An 18,779-nucleotide genomic window follows, 5' to 3' on the forward strand; every position below is an offset into this window, starting at 1 on the left:
ATGAATGAAAAAAGAGGAAAAGCTTTGTTTGCTTTTCCTCTGGATTTATTTATTGTTTTCAAGGTACTTTTCCCATAACTCATCAAAGATGTCCATGTTGCTTAAATAGTCAGCATTCATTTCTAAATAAGAAGAAAGTTCATGATAATCCTCGGTTTGTTTTGGAAACTGAATATCTTTGGCCGCTTCATTGGCAAAATCAGTTTCAGGATCTTTAGCGGGACCTTTTAATGTCATTAAGTAATGGTAAAAGCTTCGTCTCATGTAAATTAGTCACTCCATTTTTCTTCGATAAATTCACTTCTACGTTGATGGGACAATTCATAACGCAAAGCGTCTTTTTTATAAAAGTCTTGATGGTATTCTTCAGCAGGATAAAATGGTGCTGCTGGTTCGATGGTGGTAACAATTGGTTCTGTAAAACGGCCGCTATTAGCTAGACGTTCTTTACTTTTCTCAGCAATTTCTTTTTGTTCTTGAGAACGATAAAAAATAACTGGCCGATAATTATCGCCGCGGTCTTGAAACTGACCGAAAGCATCAGTAGGATCCGTTTGTTGCCAATAAATATCCACTAATTGTTCATAAGAAATAATCGCCGGATCAAAAGTGATTTCTACTGCTTCCGTATGGCCTGTTGTGTGTGTTAGAACCTGTTCATATGTTGGATTAGGCACGTGCCCACCTGTATAACCCGAAACAACTGAGATAATCCCTGGTTGTGTATCAAAAGGCTGCACCATACACCAGAAACAGCCGCCTGCAAAAATTGCTTTTTCTTTCATCTCTAACACTCCTTTTTTATTTCTCTTTTGGCAAGTATATATTCATCCGAATGTCATCGTCAACTAAATTAATCTTTTCTGCTCGAACAAATAGACCATTTTGCATTCTAAACTGATCTAAACGTAATAAAACAGTTTGATCATCTGGATTGATTTCAACCCATTTAGGTAGTTTGTAAGAACGTTTAGCAAATTTCAATACTTCTTTAATTGGCAAGCCTAACGTTCCTATAGATAAACTTTTTGCTTTTAATTGTACATTGCCATTCGCCATCACGTAAGGATCAAAATATAAGTAAAAAGGAATGTCATGCCCTAACACCTGAAATGTTCCATTTAATAAAGCATCATTTTCTAAATAAAATTTATATTTGATCTCCGAACCTTTTTGAAAGTCGGCTAAATAAAAGTCAATCAGTTTGTTCACTTGTTGTTTTTTTGACTGAATTGTGACGACTGGCTCGCCTTCTTTTTCAACAATTGCTGGTATTTTCTTTAAATCTGGTTCGCGAACTTGTGTTGCTCGAAATGTCACGAAAGCTACACTACCAATGACTAAACCCACTAGAACAAGAAAAGCGATTTTCCAGGGATTTCGTTTAGGATTGGTTGGTTGTGTCTTTTTAATTGATTTACTTGTTTTTGGCTTTTCTTCATTCATTTTATTCACTACCTTCTGATTTGGTTATCCATTCTTTCTCTGTCTTGACCATTTCATCCCGGACAGCTCCGGCCATAATTTGGTAGCCAAGATTATTCGGATGGAAGCGATCTTCTTCATATAACAAATTGTTTAAATCCTCTTTGCTAGCACTACTTCCTGTAGTTTCTGAGTCGCCACCAGTTACGCCAACTTCATCGCCACGACCTTTATAGAGTAAATCATTGATAGGAATGAAATAGGCTCGTTTTTGCTCTTGAACCATTTCTTCGGTTGCTTGATTCCAGTTATCAACGATTTCTTGCATTTCTGTAATTTCGGAAAAGTTTAAGTAGAAGGGATTGTAAATTCCTAAGACATAAATAGGAGCCTTCTTGTTGTACTCTCGGATTTCTTCAAGTAGTCGTCTTACTCGGCGTTGATAGGCTTTTTGTGGACGATTGAACGAGCTGACTTTCAAGTCGAAAATATTACTACTAATTACTTTCATTAAGTCATTTCCACCAACCGTTAGCGTAATCACGTCCGCAGAGGCAAGGCCCTTTTGAATTTCAGGTTTCTCTTTGATTCGTTTTAAAATTTGGTCACTACGATCCCCATTTTTCCCAAAATTGTCTGTTTGAACACCGTTCAAGTTGTAGTGTTCTTTTAAATCATCTGCCACAATAGGAACAAAACCTCCACTATTCGTCAAATCGCCAATTCCTTCAGTTAAAGAATCACCGATAGCTGTATAATGAATGACTTCTTTTTGATTTTTTTGAAAAGTTGTGGCCACTTTCTCTTGCTTTAATAGTGGCTTTGCTTTGGGGATGGCCACACTTAACAATGTAAAAACACCTAGCGCAATGAGGATAGGTGTTAAGACGGTCAGCAAAATATGCTGTGTTTGTTTTTTCATCTTCGTCACTTCCTTTTAAATAAACTAACAAGAAATTTTCCTTTTCTTGTTAGAAAGAGGTTGCGTCTACTCATTTAAGAGTGAGACCCAACCTCGTTATTTCTTAGTCTGTATAGTACATAATAGCAAAGGCATTTTTTCCTGTATGGGTTGCAATGACTGGATTCGTATGTAATACGGGAATATCCATGTCTTTAAAGATTGCTTGTAATCCTTCTTTGAATCCATTTGCTAGTTCTAGCCCATCCGCATGAGAAATGCCAATTTGTCGAACATTTGGAATCTTACTTAATTCTGATTTCAATTCGTCAAACCATTTATTAAACGTTTTAACGCCGCGGCCTTTCGCTACAGGAATCAATTCCGTATTTTCAAAGTCCATGACAACTTTCATATTAAAAATGTTTGATAATAATCCTGTTGTACGGCTGATTCGTCCACCTTTAACCAAATTATCCAATGTTGAAATGCCAATGTATAATTTAGTATTTTGTTTGACGCGTTCAATTTCAGCTAAAATTTCTGGAACACCCGCTCCCGCTTGTGCCAATTTTGCTGCTTGAATGACTTGGAAAGACAAACCTTGGTCTGTAAAATCGCTATCAATCACCGTTACTTTACTTGATGATAAGTTGCTAGCTTGACGGGCCGCTTCAACCGTTCCACTTAAGCCTTTTGTCATATGAATCGAAATTACTTCACTGCCATCTTCACCTAAGCGATCATATAATTCTACAAATTCACCAATTGGTGGTTGACTGGTTTTGGGTAAGGCCTTCGCATTAGCCATCATGTCCATAAATTTTTCGCCTGGCAAATGATCATCATCTGGATAAACAACGCCATCAACCATAATTGATAAGGGCATCATATGGATATTTAATTCATCTCTAAGACTTTTTTCCATCGTACATGAAGAATCCGTTACGATTTTAACGTTTGTCATAAATTTATCACTCTTTCTTTAAAAGGAACCTGTTTTCATGGTAGAATACCATTAAACGGTTAATTATCTAGTTATAGTATAACAGACACTGCCGAATTTTTCATCAAATTAAAATAAAGGAAGTGAATTTATTGGAAAAAACGCATTTCTCAAAAAAATACCTAATCGTGAACGAAGTCTTAAATGCAGTTACACATGGCATAGGCGCAGGTTTAAGTATTGCTGGTTTAGTCATTTTACTTGTTAAAGGGGCTCGTTTAGGCTCACCAATTCACGTGGTATCTTATGCTATTTATGGCTCCATGTTGATTCTACTTTTTTTATCTTCAACGTTATTTCATAGTTTAATTTTTACAAGAGCCAAAAAGGTCTTTCAGGTCTTCGATCATAGTTCTATTTTCTTATTGATTGCTGGCAGCTATACGCCGTTTTGCTTAATTAGTATTGGCGGTTGGTTAGGTTGGACCTTGTTCAGTTTAGTCTGGTTAATCGCCATCGTCGGTATTGTCTATAAATCCCTCACGTTGCATAAACAAGAAACAGTGAAAAACATTTCAACGATTATTTATATTGTTTTAGGTTGGCTCTGTATCATCGCTGCTCGTCCGTTATATGAATCTCTTGGATTTACAGGAACAGCGTTATTGGTCGCAGGGGGTGTGTCTTACACATTAGGTGCAGCCTTCTATTCATTGAAAAATGTGCGGTTTATGCATGTGGTTTGGCACTTGTTCGTCATGCTTGCAGCGATTCTCATGTATTTTTCTGTTCTCTTTTATACGTAATCACAGCACAATAAGAACACGATGCTCAAAGCATCGTGTTCTTTTATTGCCCTAAATCTCTTTATTATAAAGGATTATTCTTCTTTTCGAATTATTTTAACATAAATTAGTAGAAAAGACTTTACAAAACGAACATACATTCGTATAATAACAATACGAACACTCGTTCGAATCAAATGAAGAGGTGATACACATGGAAGCAATTCGTCGTGTTGGATTTTTATTTTTTGTATTGGTTATAGGTATTTTTTTGGGAACATTAGGATTACGTCTTGCTTTTATGATCGTGACGCCGTTATTTATTCTTTGGTTTATGTCATGGGATGAGAAGCGTTATACACGTACACGTAAACAACAGCAAGCAAGATACATTTATCGTAAGTTCCCTTAATAAATAATAAAACGGTGTGTTCCCCCCAAGCTACGCTCCGTTTTTATAAATATGTCAAAGAAAGAGCGAAGGATTAAATCCTTCGCTCTTTCTAATTAAATTAGATTAGTATTCCATTAAGGTAACAATATCGTAGCCATCAATTTTATCGCGGCCATGTAAATCCATTAATTCAATTAGGAACGCACAACCAACTACAATACCACCTAATTGTTCGACTAATTCGATGGTTGCTTTAATTGTACCACCAGTTGCTAGCAAGTCATCACAAATCAAAACACGTTGACCTGGTGTGATGGCATCTTTGTGCAACGTTAATGTATCTGAACCATATTCTAAGTCATAAGTCACTTCGATGGTTTCACGAGGAAGTTTTCCTTTTTTACGAACCGGAGCAAAGCCAACCCCTAGTTCATAAGCCACTGGACAGCCGACAATAAAGCCACGAGCTTCTGGTCCTACAACCATATCAATTCTTTTTTCTTTGGCGTAATCCACGATTTGTTTCGTTGCTTCACGGTAGGCATCCCCATTAGCCATTAATGGAGAAATGTCACGGAACACGATCCCTTTCTCAGGATAATCTGGAATGCTTGCAATGTAATCTCTTAAATCCATTTTTATTTGTCCTCCTCATTCCACAGCCATTGTTGTATTGTTTGACAATCACTGTAAAGTAGAAATTCTTCTGTTTTTATTTTTTTCAATCGTTGTTGGTACACTTGACTTTCAGTCAATGGTCGATTGTCGGGTTTCTCAATACTGTTTAAAACACCGCTTTCTATTGTAACAAATCCTAAGTCAAAAAACACCTGTATCATGAAAATTAATAATTTTTCTTGGATATTTAAGTAATTTGCCACCTTCGATAGCTGGGAACGTAGATTTACTTCTTTTTGCTGCAAAATAAATTTATACAATGTTGCAAATTGTTCACGTGAAGCCATACCGTTTAAATAAGCTTCTTCTGGTGAAATAAACATCATGTATATACGTTGTATCTCAGTCGCTTCAACAATTTCTTTAACCGTGATTGCTTCCACAGGACAGTCGACAAAAACCAGTTGTTCGATTTGATTTTGAGAAACAACTTCCACCAATTCTTCTTGGTTTGACCAAACAATAATATTAGCGGTTGGATCTGAAATGAATTTTTGATTTTTTTCATCAAACAAAAGATAAGCTGTTGCTTCTGAAGGAATTGGTTTCGTTTGATTATTTTTGCCACGAAAATCAAATAATTGTCTTCCCGATACAGCAAAATCAGTCACCATTAATTGTGGTTTCTTACGACCATTCCATTCATTGATGGAAAGTTGGCCTGCCACATCGGCGGTTCCTTGTGCTAGTTCATCCGCTTGAGGCCCCATTTGAAAAGCAATTGCATCCAATTGCGCCCCTTCTTGATTCATTTGAAATTTGAGATGTGCATTATCTGCACCAATTTGACGAATTTGCGTAGGCGTGATTTCCTTAAATACAAAAGTTGGAACAGTATTATCAGTCCCAAAAGGCGCCAAAATACGCAATTGATCAATAAAAGCAGTCGTTGCCTGCGAAACCGCTAAGCTCTCACTAATGAGTAACTCTTGTCCATTAGCCATATCAATTTGATTTTTTTCAATAAAGTGTGCCAAATGTTCCTGAACAAAAGGAATATTTTCAACAGGTAAAGTCATTCCCGCTGCCATATGATGCCCACCAAAATGAGTGAATTGCTCACGCACTTCGTTCAACGCCTCATAGAGATTCAATGCGCTAATGCTACGTCCAGAGCCTTTTGCGGTTTTACCAGATTCATCTATTGCTAAAATAATGGTTGGTTTCCCCGTTTCTTGCATAATGCGGCCCGCGACAATCCCTAAGACACCTTCATGCCAGCCTTGTTTCGCTAAAATATGGACCGGCGCATTCGGGTCGATTAAATCCAGGGCTTCTTTGGCAATCGTCGTTACAATGTCTTTTCGTTCATTGTTTTGTTGATCAATATATTTAGCGATTTCCAGCGCTTGTTCTTCATCAAATGTAGTCATTAATTCAACACCTGGTGCGGCTTCCCCTAATCGACCTAACGCGTTTAACCGAGGTCCAATGGTAAAGCCAATTGATTCTTCTGAAACAGATTCCTTTTTTACACCTGCTTCTTGTAGTAAAACGTCTAAACCAATTCGATCACCAGTTTGAATCATTTGCAGGCCCATTTTGACAAACGTTCTATTTTCATCGGTTAATGAAACCAAGTCAGCAATTGTCCCAATTGCTACCAAATCTAATAACTCAATTGGCAATTCACCAAGTAACGCAGTAGCGACTTTGAAAGCCACGCCAACACCAGCTAAATCTCCAAAAGGATAGTCACCTTGTGGATGTCTAGGGTGGACAAGCGCATAGGCCTCTGGTAATTGTTCAGGCAATTCATGATGGTCAGTAACGATTACATCTACTCCTTGTGCCATAGCGTAGTTAATTGCTTCATGTCCAGCTACACCATTATCAACGGTTACAATTAATTGGACTCCTTGTTCAATTTGTTCAGCAAATACGTCTTTATTAGGTCCATATCCATGAACAAAACGATTCGGTAGAAAGTACTGAACCATGCCACCGACTAATTCGATTGCTTCTTTCATAACCGTGGTACTAGTGATGCCATCTGCATCATAATCCCCATAGACAAGGATTTGTTCACCCGCTTCGACGGCTTGCTGGATGCGGGCTACCGCTTTCTCCATATCATGCATTAAGAACGGATCATAAATATCTTCGATAGTCGGATGTAGAAACTTACGTAATGCTTCTTCTGTCCGGATATTGCGGTGCCATAAAAGTTGGCCAATTAATGGATTAATTTGTTCTTTTTTTAATTGTTCTATAAATTCTACAGGTAATTCTGTCTTTGTCTGTAACTGCCATTGATAGTTTGATTTTTTCACGACGTCACTCCTAACCAAGTAATTATAGCAAAATTTTTCCAAAAACTAAAGAAAGCATTTTTTTAAATCTGAGAAAAAAACTGTGATATCTGTTAGATAAATAGCAGATATCACAGTTTTATTTTAAAAGAAACTTAGCGATAAAGTCTCTTCCTTATTTTTGTTCCTCTTCATTCACACGAGGTTTCACATAACGATCAATACGACTACCTGACACAGGCGTTGCGTCTACTTCTGTGTTTGATGTTTGTTCGTTGACCACTGGTTCTGCGACTTGTGGTGCTGCCGCTTGTTTGGCTTGCAAATCAGCCAATTGATTATCAAAAGAACGTTGAACTTTTTCCGTTTCTTCTTTGACTAATTTATCCATATCATTTTTATAAATATCCAACTCTTTTTGTACAGCTTTTAATTCCTTACGTTGGTTCCAAATGGTGGTTGTGGAGGTTAGTAACCCAACTAGTGCGCCAATAATTGCAGAACCTAAAATAATTAAGATTAACGGTCCACTAATTTTAGTAAAACCAAAGTTTACTGGAACAGCTTGATTATTTAAAACAGCAAAAATAACAACAATTAAGACCAACACAAGGCCCAAAATAACACGCCATTGATTTTTCATGACTTGATCGACTCCTTTATTTTTTATTTAAAATATTTCCCGCTATGAAATCTCCTAAATGTGGAAACAATGTATAAAAGCGGGCAGCTGCTTCCATGACAAACGGACGATTAATCTCACGTCGAGAAGTCCCCATACTCCCAACCACTTCTTTCGCTAATTTCGTAGGGTCCAAAACAATTTTATCCACCGCAGCTAGATAAGTGCCTGTCGGGTCCGCTTTATCAAAGAATTCTGTTTGGATTGGTCCTGGATTGACAGTCGTTACTGCTACACCCAACGGTTTCAATTCTAAACGTAAAGCATTTGAAAAACCTAACACAGCAAATTTCGTTGCAGAATAAACGGTTGATTTAGCTGTAGCCATCTTCCCAGCCATTGAAGCAACGTTGATAATATGTCCTTGCCCAGCTTCAATCATTTTAATAGCTACTTTTTGAGTAAACGTCATCATTCCTAGAACGTTGACATCAAACATTTGGCGTGCAACAGCCAAGTCAATCTCAACAAAATTTTCAAACAAGCCAAAACCAGCATTATTGACTAAAACATCTATAGAACCAACTTCTGCTGAAATAGCTTCAACCACACGTTCAACGCTTTCTGGATCGGCAATATCTAATTGATAAGAAAATGCTTCTCGTCCGCTTAAAGCGGCACACTGCTCGCGAACTTTACCAATCAAATTAATTCTGCGGGCACAGACAACGACGACCGCCCCTTGTTTAGCTGCTTCATAACAAATTTGTTCACCTAAACCAGCTGAACCTCCAGTTACGACAACGACTTTATTTGTTAAATCCATCTAAGCTCCTCCTTCATTGGCAAATGGAATCTCAATGATATCCATATCTTTCACGATTTTTGTATTGGGGAAAATTTCTTGGGCTTCTTCTTGAAGCTGATAGGCCTCTTTGGTTAAATAACGGGCACTAATATGCGTTAAGATAAGTTGTTTTACTTGCGCTTCTTTTGCAACTTCAGCTGCTTGTTGACTGGTTGAGTGGAAGTAGGCTTTTGCCATTTTTGCTTCGTGTTTATTAAACGTACTTTCATGGACTAAAACATCCGCTCGTCGTGCTAAGGTTACGCTATTTTTAGTTTTGCGAGTGTCTCCTAAAATCGTCACGATTCGACCAGGTTTACGCTCTCCCACAAACGCTTGTCCATTAATTTCCTGTCCATCAAAAACGATCGTTTCACCACGTTTGAGTTTGCCATACAATGGCCCAGAAGGAATCCCTAAAGCTTGAAGTTTCTCTACTTGTAATTCTCCTTCATGCGCTGCTTCCTCAATTCGATAGCCAAAGCTCGTGATGCCATGGTCCAAGATATTACAGCGAACAGTGAATTGTTTATCTTTAAAAATAACGTCATTTTCTTTTGTTAATTCAATAAATTTCAGTGGATAGGACAACCGCGATTGTGAGACCCGTAAAGAAGTTTTAACAAAATCAGCAATCCCAACTGGTCCATAGATTTCTAAAGGTTCTGTCCCGCCCTGAAAAGAACGACTACTTAACAAACCAGGTAAACCAAAAATATGATCCCCATGTAAATGTGTAATAAAAATCTTTTCAATTTTTCTTGGGCGAATACTACTTTTTAAAATTTGCAATTGCGTCCCTTCCCCACAATCGAAGAGCCAAACTGCATTTCGTTCATCTAATAATTTCAACGCAATACCTGTGACATTGCGATGTTTTGCTGGCACACCAGCGCCTGTTCCTAAAAATTGTATTTCCATCTGCTACCATACTTTCTTTTAAACTTCCTTTTTATTTTAGAAGAAGTTTGCTCCTTTAGCAAATAATAATTTATCTATTTTCTCAAAGTTTTCTTCTTAGTTTACCGTATTTTACGATAAAATAACAAAAAATTAGCAAACTACCATAAAAAACCGTGATTTCTTAGTATTTTAAAAGACTGTTTCCCTTTATTCAGAAAACAGTCTTTGATCCTTATTCTTCTTTCGTTGTCGCTTCTTTATGTTGTTCTTTTTTTGCTTGCCACGATTGTTTCGCTTCATTTGCAACTTCGTTCGCATCGTTAATTTCTTGTTGGACTTCCTCTAAATCAAGCCGCGTGATTTCGCCACCTAAGTCAAACATAACCAATTGGTTGAGTGGACGGTTGTCTTCTTCTTCTGCAATTAATAATAATCCCGTTTGTCCTTCATCAATCTTTTGAATCACATGTTCAAAAACCGTTTGTGCTTCTTGAATTTCTTTGGCGTCTTTGCTTGCACCATACATACTTCCAGCAAACCAGCCAAAAAGAATGCCCAGAGGACCACCTAATATGCCTACTAACATCCCAATCATACTATCTTTTGATGTATGATTGTTGCCTGTAAAATCGATAAAATCATTGATTTTAAATTGATGCTGGCCATCATTAACATGCGTAACAACCGCCATTTGCTCACCTTTAAGCTGTCTTTCTGCCTGCATCTTTTTTATTTCGGAAAATGCTTGGTACGATTTACTTTCAATATCAAAGTTCATAATGATAATTCGTTTTGTCATACAAATCGCTCCTTTATTCTGGATACATCTATTTTAGCAAGAAAGGTCTGTCTCTAGCAATGAAAACTTTTTGGTTATGTATAAAAAAAGAAGATAGCTAGGCTACCTCCTTGTTACTGCTTATTTACCATCAAGAATATTTAAACGGACCTTTTTCGGACCATCGATACGTACACTATAAACAATTGTCCGAATTGCTTTTGCAACACGCCCTTGTTTACCAATGATACGTCCAATATCTTCTTTGGCCACAGTCAAATTATACTCGAGGAAATCAGTTGATTCCTCAATTTCTAATGAGACTGCTTCAGGTTGACTGACTAACGGACGGACAATAGTTAAAATTAACTCTTTCACATCTGCCATATTCAATCACCTTATTTCTTAACGTTTTTAGCTTCATGATGTTTTTTCATAACGCCTTCTTTTGAAAGGATGTTACGAACTGTATCAGAAGGTTGCGCACCTTTAGATAACCAATCTAAAACTAAATCTTCTTTTAAAACTACTTCTGCAGGGTCTTTCAAAGGGTTGTAAGTACCTACAGTTTCGATGAAACGTCCATCACGAGGAGAACGAGAATCAGCTACTACAATACGGTAAAAAGGACTCTTTTTAGAACCCATACGTTTTAAACGAATTTTAACTGCCATTATTAAATACACCTCCATTAACTTAATCACAAGAGTTAGTTTAACAGATTAACAACAACCTGTAAAGAGTTTTTTCTTGACACCTTTACTTTTTTTCAATTTTTTTAGCCAATTTGCAGGAAAACAAACGAAATAATGAAGAATTTTTACAAAATTTGATAATAGTTGTACTGGTTTCTCACTTGAAAGCCTTCTGTTTGATAGAGATGAAGCGCTGCTTGATTTTCTGTTTCAACTTCTAAAAAAATAGTCGCTGAGGCTGAATTTTCTAAAATCATTCGGAGCGCAGACTGTAACACTTGACGGCCAAGACCGCGACCTCGTTGCATTTTTGTCACAACAAAGCCATAAATCCCCCATTCGTTTTCAAAATGATCCAAACGTAGCGTGGCTAAAAGTTGATTGTTTTCTTTATAAATAAGTGTTCGTTGAAGGTCCTCCGGTAAAGGCGTACCTTCTAGTAACCTAGCCAAGGAATGCAAATCAGCCGCTTGTGGTCGGAGAAGTGTCAGCTTCGCCAACTCCTGTGAGTAAGTTTCTCTTTGAAAAACCAGATACTGTTCTGAAAAAGCTGGCACAATTCCTTGTCTATTAAAATAATTCAGGCCAACAGATTGCTTGTCGTCCATCACGAGAAAGACTTCTTTCATTCCCCACAAAGCTGCTTGCTTTTCGAGTTCTTGAACAAGTTCTTCAAAAAATGGCCCTACATTTGGCGCAACAATCGTCGCTTCCAAGGTTTCCCCATCAAAACAATACCCTACGATATACGCTTGAATGGCTTGTCCCTTCCTGTATAAACCATAATAAGTATAAGCTGATTCCTCAGGAAATGTTTGTTCCAATTTATAAAAAGTTCCTTGTTTAATCATTTCCTTGTTTCTTAATTCAGTCAATGTTTGTTTCTCCGACGGTGTTAATTGTCGGCGCCAATTTATTTTTTTATTCAAGCAGTTGCTCCTTTACTCATCCTTTTACTAGCTATTATACGTGAAGTTACGAAGTTCAACAATGTACAAGGATAAAACGTTTGCGCTTTTTTTGAAAAAGTACTATCATAAAGTAAGTAAAAGAAAAATGGAGGGATTTACATGACAAAAAAAATTGGTATTTTTGTAGGGAGTTTAAGAAAAGATTCATTTAACAAATTGGTAGCAAAAACAATGGCGGACTTATTTCCAGCTGATTTCGAACCTGTTTTTATTAACATTGGTGATTTAGAATTATACAATCAAGATTTGGATGATGAAGGAACCCCCACCGAAGCTTGGACAACATTCCGTGAAGAAGTCAAACAAGTAGATGGTGTGATGTTTGTAACACCAGAATATAACCGTTCAGTACCAGCTGTTTTAAAAAATGCATTGGATGTCGGTTCACGTCCGTATGGCGAAAGCGTTTGGGATAAAAAACCCGGACTTGTGGTGAGTGTTTCACCAGGTGCAATTAGCGGATTTGGTGCGAACCATCATTTAAGACAATCATTAGTCTTCTTAAATGTTCCAACTTTACAACAACCTGAAGCCTATATTGGCGGTATTACGAACTTAATTGGTGAAGATGGTAAAATTATTGATGGCACTGTTGGCTTCTTACAATCAATTGTAGATGCTTACGTGGATTTCTTTAATCGCTTAACTGCCTAATTGAATCAATCGAGAAAAAGTGAGGCAACTTTTTACAGGTTGTCTCACTTTTTTTATTTTTTTGCTTGACCTTCTCGTTACGTAAAGGTTTATGATAGATTTTGTCAGGAGGAATGAATGATGGAATATACAATTAAAAAAATGGCTTCACTATCTGGCGTCAGTGCACGGACGTTACGATATTATGATGAAATTGGTCTTCTTCAACCAGCCAGAATTAATTCTTCTGGTTATCGAATTTACGGGCAAGCCGAGGTGAATCGTTTGCAACAAATTCTTTTTTACCGTGAATTGGATCTGAAACTAGATGAAATTAAAGAAATTTTGGAGCAACCTGACTTTAATGTTGAACAGGCTTTATACGAGCATCAACAAAAACTATTGGAAAAGCGCAATGAAATTGATCGTCTTTTAGCCTCTGTTCAACAAACCTTACACCATTACAAAGGAGAGATAAACATGTCAGATCAGCAAAAATTCGAAGCATTCAAACAACAACGAGTTCAAGAAAACGAAGAAAAATATGGTAAAGAGATTCGGGAAAAATATGGCAACGAAACGATTGAACAAGCCAACAAAAAATATTTAAACTTGACGGAAAAAGACATGCAAGCAATGCAGAACGTGGAAAAAGATTTATTTTCTAAGTTAGCCATGTATCAAAAATCACCCAAGTTGACTAGCCAACTTGCGCAAGAAATTTTCCAATTACACAAAGATTGGTTAATGTACTCTTGGTCAAGCTATTCGCCAGAAGCACACAAAGGGTTAGGCCTTATGTATGTTGGCGATGAACGATTTACGTCATATTATGAACAACACGGCGCTGGTTTTGCCGAAGCGTTAAACGCAATTATCCAAAACTACGCTTAAACAGAAAGTGCGCCATCAGTCGAAGAGACTGATGGCGCACTTTCTGTTTCTTATGATAATTAACTAAAGCCTGTTTATCTTTTTTTCTTTTTCTTTTTTTTGTTTTTCTTCATCATACGATTCATGGCCATTTTACCTAACTTGCCTTTAACACCGCCACCTAGCATTTGATCCATACCAGGAATGTTCATATCCCCTTTGGACATTTGTTGCATCATTTTTTTGGATTCTTTAAATTGTTTAATCATACGATTGACTTCAACCACACTATTTCCTGAACCAGCTGCAATTCTGCGACGGCGACTAGGATTTAATAGATCAGGATTTTCACGTTCTGCAGGGGTCATTGATAAAACCATCGCCCGTTTCCGTGCCACATCTTTTGGATCGACTTTGACATTTTCAATACCAGGCATGTTACTCATTCCAGGGATCATTTTTAATAAGTCTTCAATCGGTCCCATGCCCATAACTTGATCCAATTGCTCAATGAAATCGTTAAAGTCAAAACTGTTTTCTTTCATTTTTTGAGCAAGTTCTTCTGCTTTTTTCTCATCGTAATCTTGTTGCGCTTTTTCAATTAGCGTCAACATGTCCCCCATACCTAGGATACGACTCGACATACGATCGGGATGGAAAATTTCTAAATCGGTTAATTTTTCACCAGAACCGACAAATTTAATCGGAGCGCCCGTTACTGCCCGAATTGACAGCGCAGCCCCCCCACGAGTATCGCCGTCCATTTTGGTAATAACAACCCCAGTAATTCCAAGCTGTTCATTAAAACTATCTGCAACGTTGACAGCATCTTGCCCCGTCATCGCATCAACAACTAACAGAATTTCATTGGGATTAGCCAACTCTTTAATTTGTTTCAATTCGTCCATTAAAGCTTCGTCAATGTGTAAACGGCCGGCCGTATCAATTAAGACATAATCATTTTTCTTTTCTTTTGCTAATGCTAACCCTTGACGAACAATTTCCACTGGATTAGCATCGGTTCCCATATCAAAAACGGGAACTTCTAATTGTTGACCTAAAACCTTCAACTGATCAATCGCTGCTGGACGATAAACGTCACCAGCGATTAAAAGCGGACGAGCGTTTTCAGTTTTCATTAAGTGTTTGGCTAATTTACCAGTAAAAGTTGTTTTACCAGCCCCTTGTAACCCTGTCATCATAATCACTGTCGGGATTTTTGGAGATTTATTCAGTTCAACCGTTTCTGAACCTAACGTTTTCGTTAATTCTTCATCAACAATTTTTACAATTTGTTGGGCGGGTGATAAGCTTTCTAATACTTCGACTCCTACTGCCCGTTCTCTGACACGTTTTGTGAAATCTTTGACCACTTGTAAATTAACGTCGGCTTCTAATAAAGCCAAACGGATTTCTCGCATCATTTCTTTTACGTCGGCTTCGGAAACTTTTCCCTTACGACGGATTTTACTCATTGCCTGCTGTAGGCGGTTTGTTAAACTCTCAAAAGCCATAGTTTCATTCCTCTATTTCTTGAATTTGTTCAATATATTTTTTGATTTCACTATCTTTGGGATAAGTTTCTTGAACATACTGCTGTAGTTGTTCAAGATATTCTTTCCGTACAACATAGTTTGAATAAAGATGTAACTTTTTTTCGTATTCTTCTAAAATTTTTTCGGTTCGTTTAATGTTATCATAAACCGCTTGGCGACTAACCTCATATTCTTCCGCAATTTCTCCTAAAGAAAAGTCATCAGCATAGTAAAGCTCCATATAATTCATCTGCTTTTCCGTTAATAATGTCGAATAAAATTCAAATAACGCATTCATGCGGTTTGTTTTTTCCATTTCCATGAGCCGTGCTCCCATCTTCAATCCCTTATAGGTTACCGATTTCATAGGGAATAGTCAATCTTTTTTTACTAAGTTTTTACCTTTTAAAAAGAAATGTCAGCAAGTTGCCATGTTTCTTCAGAATAAACGGTCATTCCTTGTTGAATAAAATAAGCAGTTGCGACTCCAACTCCAGCTTTTTTAATGCCAGAAAATTGTCCATCATAAATCAGCTGGCTGCCACAGCTGGGACTTTTTTCTTTCAAAATCAAGGTTGTAATTTGTTGGGCTTTTAATTTTTGATACGCGCGTTGTGCCCCTGCTTTAAATGCCTCAGTCACATCTTCCCCGTTATCCGTATATACATAAGCAGTATTCGCCCAAACATCAAAGCCATCCCCGCCAATGATTTCTGCTGGCGGACGTGGAATGGGCAACTCCCCTAAAACTTCGGGACAAATCATTATTGCTTTTCCATTAGTTACAAGTTGTTTTAACGCTTCTTGTTCTTGAGATTTTCCATCGTAACGGCAACAAATCCCACCTAAGCAACTACTAATACCAATCATTCGCTTCTCCTCATTTCATTTCTCTATTATACCATGAGTTGACTTTTCTCAAAAGTAGCATTCTCGCTTACTTTAAAGTACGTTCTTCCTCTAAAAATATGTTAAACTAACAATAGTGAAATATACACTTATTTTCAGAAATTTCTTGAAGGAGTTATGTAAATGAAAAAAGTTCTTGTCGTCGATGATGAACCATCGATTTTAACTTTGTTAACCTTTAATTTGGAAAAAGAAGGCTATCAGGTGACTACTTCCGAAGATGGTAAAAACGGCTTCGAATTAGCTTTGTCTAATCAATATGATTTTATAATTTTAGATGTAATGCTTCCTGGTATGGATGGCTTAGAAATTACCAAAGCACTTCGTCGAGAAAAAATTGACACGCCTATTTTGATTTTAACTGCCAAAGATGAACAAGTAGATAAAATCATCGGCTTAGAAATTGGGGCAGATGATTATTTAACAAAACCTTTTAGTCCCAGAGAAGTCTTAGCACGTATGAAAGCTATTTTTCGTCGTTTAAAACCTACCACGACCGAACCGCTTCAAGAGGACACACCTAAAGCTCCGCTTGTGATTGGCGAGATTCGTGTGGATGAACAAAATTATGAAGTCTTTGTGCGCAATCAGCCCATTGAGCTAACACCGAAAGAATTTGAATTACTCGTTTACTTCATGAAACGCAAAGATCGGGTCATTAATCGGGAAACCTTGTTGGAACGAATTTGGCAATATGACTTCGCTGGACAAAGTCGCATCGTCGATGTCCACATTAGTCATTTACGTGATAAAATCGAGCCCGATCCCAAACGGCCCGTTTACTTAGTAACTGTCCGTGGCTTCGGCTACCGTTTTCAGGAGCCAAAACGATGAAAAAGAGACTGCGGATTGAATATTTTTTAGTTGCGGCAGTCATGCTTTTATTATTTGTCGGGAGTATTGCAGCGACCAATTTTTTCTTTCAAAAAGAAATGGTTGCTCAGCAAGAAACCTATTTAAGAAGAAAAAATACCCTTTTAACAGACCAGTTGCCCCCTTCCGTTTTCGAAAAAGGGCAACTGACAAACCAACAACAACTCCTTGTCACCCATGCGTTAGATGATGCAGAAGAACGGGTAACTTTGTTGCAAAAAAATGGTACCGTCTTTTTTGACAGCAGCCAAAATGAACCGCTAGAGTCGCACAAAAAACGGCCTGAAATCGCTGCGGTTCTATCAGGAGCTACCTATGGTTCAGCTTTACGAAAGAGTAAAACGTTAAATAAAGAACTTCTGTACGTTGCCACGCCCGTTTTAAAATCAGGAGAAATCGTTGGCATTATTCGGATTTCGGAACAAACCGCGCTATTTTCTAAAAATATCCAATCTTTTCGTCGCTATATTATCTTTACATTTGGCATTTTGTTCCTACTAATTACCTTGTTTATCTTTTTATTGTTACGGCAAAAAAATCAACCGCTAGTGACTGTCTTACCGATTCTGAAACGAATGCTTAAACATCCAGATGAAAATCGATCCATTATCCAGCAATCTTCTGAATGGAATGAACTTTACGAAACTATTAACTTACTGAGTCAACAAGTAAGTCAAACGTATAAAGCGTATACGTCTGCGGATGAGCAATTTCACGAACTTTTAGATGAGCTGATGATTGGTGTCTTTATCATTGATACGCAAGGACGGCTTCGTCTGTTGAACCCTAAAATGCAGGAAATGTTAGGACTCTCTGCTAAAAATATGCAAAGCAATTATCTTGAAGTGATTCAAGACGCCGATTTGATTCATTTAATCCATCAAGTCGTCGCTGAAAAAAACAGTTTACATCAAGAAATTACTGTGACACAAGGACCAACACCTTTACGATTATATCTTTCTCTTCGTTACTTGGATGATCAAAGCGCCAATGATTATCAAGTATTAGGAATTGCCTATGATTTAACGCGCGTTCGCCAACTAGAAAAAATGCAAAAAGATTTTGTATCAAACGTGTCTCATGAATTAAAAACGCCTGTCACTTCTCTTTTGGGCTTTACCGAGACACTCATAGATGGCGCCAAAGAAGATCCGGAAGTCCTTGATCAATTTTTGCACATCATGCAAAAAGATGCCCAGCGTCTGCAACAATTAATTCAAGAAATTTTAGAACTTTCTCGGGGCAGCGCAACAATTCCTTATGCAGAACAAGAAATTACTTTAGAAAAATTTATTACAGAAATTCTCGGCTCTTATCAGCAACAATTGGCAGCAAAACAGCTGAAAACAGTCGTTCATGGTCTGCCAGAGAGCCAATTTTTCACCAAATACGAATTGTTTTATCCAGTCGTGAAGAATCTAATTGAAAATGCCATTCAGTATTCCCAAGAAAATGGTCAGATTACTATTTCTTATGCTATTGAAAATCAGCAATTACGTTTATCTGTTCAAGATACTGGCATTGGCATTAGTCAAAAAGACCAAGAACGGATCTTTGAACGGTTCTATCGTGTCGATAAAGCACGTAGCCGTCATTCTGGTGGCACCGGTCTAGGTCTAGCTATTGTCCAAAATTACACAGAATTATTAGGCGGTAAAATCGCCATTGATAGTCACTTAGGGTTAGGGACCACTTTTACAATCACCTTGCCTTTAACAAAAAAAGAAGCCTAAAAAAACTCAGCCAATCCTGTTTATTG

23 protein-coding genes are annotated in these 18,779 nt (G+C 37.5%); 6 read left to right on the top strand and 17 right to left on the bottom strand.

Features of this window, described 5'->3' with window-relative positions; all coding sequences use genetic code 11:
- Nucleotides 1–45 precede the first annotated feature (45 nt).
- From IGJ52_RS07195 to IGJ52_RS07215, 5 genes are all read right to left on the bottom strand, one after another.
- Nucleotides 46–264: a YozE family protein gene (locus tag IGJ52_RS07195; RefSeq protein WP_002357449.1), complete on the bottom strand. Its 219-nt coding sequence runs from the start codon at nucleotides 262–264 to the stop codon at nucleotides 46–48.
- Nucleotides 265–269: 5 nt separating this feature from the next.
- Complete coding sequence (gene msrA, locus IGJ52_RS07200; RefSeq protein ID WP_347496194.1) at nucleotides 270–785, bottom strand: peptide-methionine (S)-S-oxide reductase MsrA; 516 nt, start codon at nucleotides 783–785, stop codon at nucleotides 270–272.
- A 16-nt stretch (nucleotides 786–801) separates the two neighbouring features.
- Nucleotides 802–1,455 carry a YpmS family protein gene (locus IGJ52_RS07205; protein WP_002377303.1) on the bottom strand — a complete coding sequence of 218 codons (654 nt, stop codon included), beginning with the start codon at nucleotides 1,453–1,455 and terminating at the stop codon, nucleotides 802–804.
- On the bottom strand, nucleotides 1,448–2,347 hold the full coding sequence (locus IGJ52_RS07210; RefSeq protein WP_002420157.1) for an SGNH/GDSL hydrolase family protein: 900 nt from the start codon (nucleotides 2,345–2,347) through the stop codon (nucleotides 1,448–1,450). The genes IGJ52_RS07205 and IGJ52_RS07210 overlap by 8 nt, the downstream gene beginning before the upstream one ends.
- Before the next feature lie 103 nt (nucleotides 2,348–2,450).
- On the bottom strand, nucleotides 2,451–3,293 hold the full coding sequence (locus IGJ52_RS07215; RefSeq protein ID WP_002357444.1) for a DegV family protein: 843 nt from the start codon (nucleotides 3,291–3,293) through the stop codon (nucleotides 2,451–2,453).
- A 131-nt stretch (nucleotides 3,294–3,424) separates the two neighbouring features.
- Here IGJ52_RS07215 and trhA point away from each other — a divergent pair, with 131 nt between their 5' ends.
- Nucleotides 3,425–4,078, top strand: coding sequence for a PAQR family membrane homeostasis protein TrhA (gene trhA / locus IGJ52_RS07220; protein WP_002357443.1), 654 nt, complete (start codon nucleotides 3,425–3,427; stop codon nucleotides 4,076–4,078).
- A 193-nt stretch (nucleotides 4,079–4,271) separates the two neighbouring features.
- Nucleotides 4,272–4,469, top strand: a complete 198-nt coding sequence (locus tag IGJ52_RS07225) for a hypothetical protein (RefSeq protein ID WP_438791992.1) — start codon at nucleotides 4,272–4,274, stop codon at nucleotides 4,467–4,469.
- Nucleotides 4,470–4,574: 105 nt separating this feature from the next.
- Here the strand turns inward: IGJ52_RS07225 and IGJ52_RS07230 are convergent, their stop codons facing one another.
- The 9 genes from IGJ52_RS07230 to IGJ52_RS07270 form a co-directional block, all read right to left on the bottom strand.
- Nucleotides 4,575–5,087, bottom strand: a complete 513-nt coding sequence (locus IGJ52_RS07230; RefSeq protein WP_002357441.1) for an adenine phosphoribosyltransferase — start codon at nucleotides 5,085–5,087, stop codon at nucleotides 4,575–4,577.
- A gap of 2 nt (nucleotides 5,088–5,089) precedes the next feature.
- Nucleotides 5,090–7,402: a single-stranded-DNA-specific exonuclease RecJ gene (gene recJ, locus IGJ52_RS07235; protein ID WP_438791993.1), complete on the bottom strand. Its 2,313-nt coding sequence runs from the start codon at nucleotides 7,400–7,402 to the stop codon at nucleotides 5,090–5,092.
- A gap of 154 nt (nucleotides 7,403–7,556) precedes the next feature.
- Nucleotides 7,557–8,024, bottom strand: coding sequence for a LapA family protein (locus IGJ52_RS07240; RefSeq protein WP_002357439.1), 468 nt, complete (start codon nucleotides 8,022–8,024; stop codon nucleotides 7,557–7,559).
- 16 nt (nucleotides 8,025–8,040) lie between these two features.
- Nucleotides 8,041–8,829, bottom strand: a complete 789-nt coding sequence (locus IGJ52_RS07245; protein ID WP_002377298.1) for an SDR family NAD(P)-dependent oxidoreductase — start codon at nucleotides 8,827–8,829, stop codon at nucleotides 8,041–8,043.
- Nucleotides 8,830–9,771: a ribonuclease Z gene (rnz, locus tag IGJ52_RS07250; RefSeq protein ID WP_002360200.1), complete on the bottom strand. Its 942-nt coding sequence runs from the start codon at nucleotides 9,769–9,771 to the stop codon at nucleotides 8,830–8,832.
- Nucleotides 9,772–9,985: 214 nt separating this feature from the next.
- Nucleotides 9,986–10,552, bottom strand: coding sequence for a DUF1269 domain-containing protein (locus tag IGJ52_RS07255; protein WP_438791994.1), 567 nt, complete (start codon nucleotides 10,550–10,552; stop codon nucleotides 9,986–9,988).
- A 120-nt stretch (nucleotides 10,553–10,672) separates the two neighbouring features.
- Nucleotides 10,673–10,918 (bottom strand): KH domain-containing protein, encoded by a 246-nt coding sequence (locus IGJ52_RS07260; protein WP_002357435.1) that lies wholly within the window; start codon nucleotides 10,916–10,918, stop codon nucleotides 10,673–10,675.
- Nucleotides 10,919–10,929: 11 nt separating this feature from the next.
- Nucleotides 10,930–11,205 (bottom strand): 30S ribosomal protein S16, encoded by a 276-nt coding sequence (gene rpsP, locus IGJ52_RS07265; RefSeq protein ID WP_002357434.1) that lies wholly within the window; start codon nucleotides 11,203–11,205, stop codon nucleotides 10,930–10,932.
- A gap of 146 nt (nucleotides 11,206–11,351) precedes the next feature.
- Nucleotides 11,352–12,155 (bottom strand): GNAT family N-acetyltransferase, encoded by an 804-nt coding sequence (locus IGJ52_RS07270; RefSeq protein WP_438791995.1) that lies wholly within the window; start codon nucleotides 12,153–12,155, stop codon nucleotides 11,352–11,354.
- 141 nt (nucleotides 12,156–12,296) lie between these two features.
- Here IGJ52_RS07270 and IGJ52_RS07275 point away from each other — a divergent pair, with 141 nt between their 5' ends.
- Together IGJ52_RS07275 and IGJ52_RS07280 are read left to right on the top strand one after the other, a co-directional pair.
- Complete coding sequence (locus IGJ52_RS07275; protein WP_002357432.1) at nucleotides 12,297–12,851, top strand: NADPH-dependent FMN reductase; 555 nt, start codon at nucleotides 12,297–12,299, stop codon at nucleotides 12,849–12,851.
- 117 nt (nucleotides 12,852–12,968) lie between these two features.
- Entirely contained in the window at nucleotides 12,969–13,724 is a 756-nt protein-coding gene (locus IGJ52_RS07280; protein WP_002377293.1) for a MerR family transcriptional regulator, read from the top strand.
- 74 nt (nucleotides 13,725–13,798) lie between these two features.
- Here the strand turns inward: IGJ52_RS07280 and ffh are convergent, their stop codons facing one another.
- From ffh to IGJ52_RS07295, 3 genes are all read right to left on the bottom strand, one after another.
- On the bottom strand, nucleotides 13,799–15,217 hold the full coding sequence (ffh, locus tag IGJ52_RS07285; protein ID WP_002360194.1) for a signal recognition particle protein: 1,419 nt from the start codon (nucleotides 15,215–15,217) through the stop codon (nucleotides 13,799–13,801).
- Between the two features lie 4 nt (nucleotides 15,218–15,221).
- Nucleotides 15,222–15,560, bottom strand: a complete 339-nt coding sequence (locus IGJ52_RS07290) for a putative DNA-binding protein (protein ID WP_002357429.1) — start codon at nucleotides 15,558–15,560, stop codon at nucleotides 15,222–15,224.
- 83 nt (nucleotides 15,561–15,643) lie between these two features.
- Nucleotides 15,644–16,108, bottom strand: coding sequence for a DUF523 domain-containing protein (locus IGJ52_RS07295; RefSeq protein WP_002364031.1), 465 nt, complete (start codon nucleotides 16,106–16,108; stop codon nucleotides 15,644–15,646).
- A gap of 162 nt (nucleotides 16,109–16,270) precedes the next feature.
- Here IGJ52_RS07295 and IGJ52_RS07300 point away from each other — a divergent pair, with 162 nt between their 5' ends.
- Nucleotides 16,271–16,981, top strand: coding sequence for a response regulator transcription factor (locus tag IGJ52_RS07300; RefSeq protein ID WP_002360193.1), 711 nt, complete (start codon nucleotides 16,271–16,273; stop codon nucleotides 16,979–16,981).
- Nucleotides 16,978–18,753, top strand: a complete 1,776-nt coding sequence (gene pnpS / locus IGJ52_RS07305) for a two-component system histidine kinase PnpS (RefSeq protein WP_438791996.1) — start codon at nucleotides 16,978–16,980, stop codon at nucleotides 18,751–18,753. The genes IGJ52_RS07300 and pnpS overlap by 4 nt, the downstream gene beginning before the upstream one ends.
- Nucleotides 18,754–18,779: the final 26 nt, after the last annotated feature.

It is taken from the genome of Enterococcus sp. DIV1758 (genome assembly GCF_051711985.1).
GTDB lineage: Bacteria > Bacillota > Bacilli > Lactobacillales > Enterococcaceae > Enterococcus > Enterococcus faecalis.

What these genes read in the sequence shown, in the direction of transcription:
- IGJ52_RS07245 (WP_002377298.1), bottom strand. Translation starts at nt 8,829, where the DNA reads ATGGATTTAACAAATAAAGTCGTTGTCGTAACTGGAGGTTCAGCTGGT.
- IGJ52_RS07225 (WP_438791992.1), top strand. Translation starts at nt 4,272, where the DNA reads ATGGAAGCAATTCGTCGTGTTGGATTTTTATTTTTTGTATTGGTTATA.
- IGJ52_RS07275 (WP_002357432.1), top strand. Translation starts at nt 12,297, where the DNA reads ATGACAAAAAAAATTGGTATTTTTGTAGGGAGTTTAAGAAAAGATTCA.
- pnpS (WP_438791996.1), top strand. Translation starts at nt 16,978, where the DNA reads ATGAAAAAGAGACTGCGGATTGAATATTTTTTAGTTGCGGCAGTCATG.
- IGJ52_RS07230 (WP_002357441.1), bottom strand. Translation starts at nt 5,087, where the DNA reads ATGGATTTAAGAGATTACATTGCAAGCATTCCAGATTATCCTGAGAAA.
- IGJ52_RS07260 (WP_002357435.1), bottom strand. Translation starts at nt 10,918, where the DNA reads ATGGCAGATGTGAAAGAGTTAATTTTAACTATTGTCCGTCCGTTAGTC.
- IGJ52_RS07195 (WP_002357449.1), bottom strand. Translation starts at nt 264, where the DNA reads ATGAGACGAAGCTTTTACCATTACTTAATGACATTAAAAGGTCCCGCT.
- IGJ52_RS07280 (WP_002377293.1), top strand. Translation starts at nt 12,969, where the DNA reads ATGATGGAATATACAATTAAAAAAATGGCTTCACTATCTGGCGTCAGT.
- IGJ52_RS07300 (WP_002360193.1), top strand. Translation starts at nt 16,271, where the DNA reads ATGAAAAAAGTTCTTGTCGTCGATGATGAACCATCGATTTTAACTTTG.
- IGJ52_RS07290 (WP_002357429.1), bottom strand. Translation starts at nt 15,560, where the DNA reads ATGGAAATGGAAAAAACAAACCGCATGAATGCGTTATTTGAATTTTAT.
- IGJ52_RS07295 (WP_002364031.1), bottom strand. Translation starts at nt 16,108, where the DNA reads ATGATTGGTATTAGTAGTTGCTTAGGTGGGATTTGTTGCCGTTACGAT.
- IGJ52_RS07215 (WP_002357444.1), bottom strand. Translation starts at nt 3,293, where the DNA reads ATGACAAACGTTAAAATCGTAACGGATTCTTCATGTACGATGGAAAAA.
- rnz (WP_002360200.1), bottom strand. Translation starts at nt 9,771, where the DNA reads ATGGAAATACAATTTTTAGGAACAGGCGCTGGTGTGCCAGCAAAACAT.
- msrA (WP_347496194.1), bottom strand. Translation starts at nt 785, where the DNA reads ATGAAAGAAAAAGCAATTTTTGCAGGCGGCTGTTTCTGGTGTATGGTG.
- ffh (WP_002360194.1), bottom strand. Translation starts at nt 15,217, where the DNA reads ATGGCTTTTGAGAGTTTAACAAACCGCCTACAGCAGGCAATGAGTAAA.
- IGJ52_RS07210 (WP_002420157.1), bottom strand. Translation starts at nt 2,347, where the DNA reads ATGAAAAAACAAACACAGCATATTTTGCTGACCGTCTTAACACCTATC.
- IGJ52_RS07240 (WP_002357439.1), bottom strand. Translation starts at nt 8,024, where the DNA reads ATGAAAAATCAATGGCGTGTTATTTTGGGCCTTGTGTTGGTCTTAATT.
- IGJ52_RS07255 (WP_438791994.1), bottom strand. Translation starts at nt 10,552, where the DNA reads ATGACAAAACGAATTATCATTATGAACTTTGATATTGAAAGTAAATCG.
- rpsP (WP_002357434.1), bottom strand. Translation starts at nt 11,205, where the DNA reads ATGGCAGTTAAAATTCGTTTAAAACGTATGGGTTCTAAAAAGAGTCCT.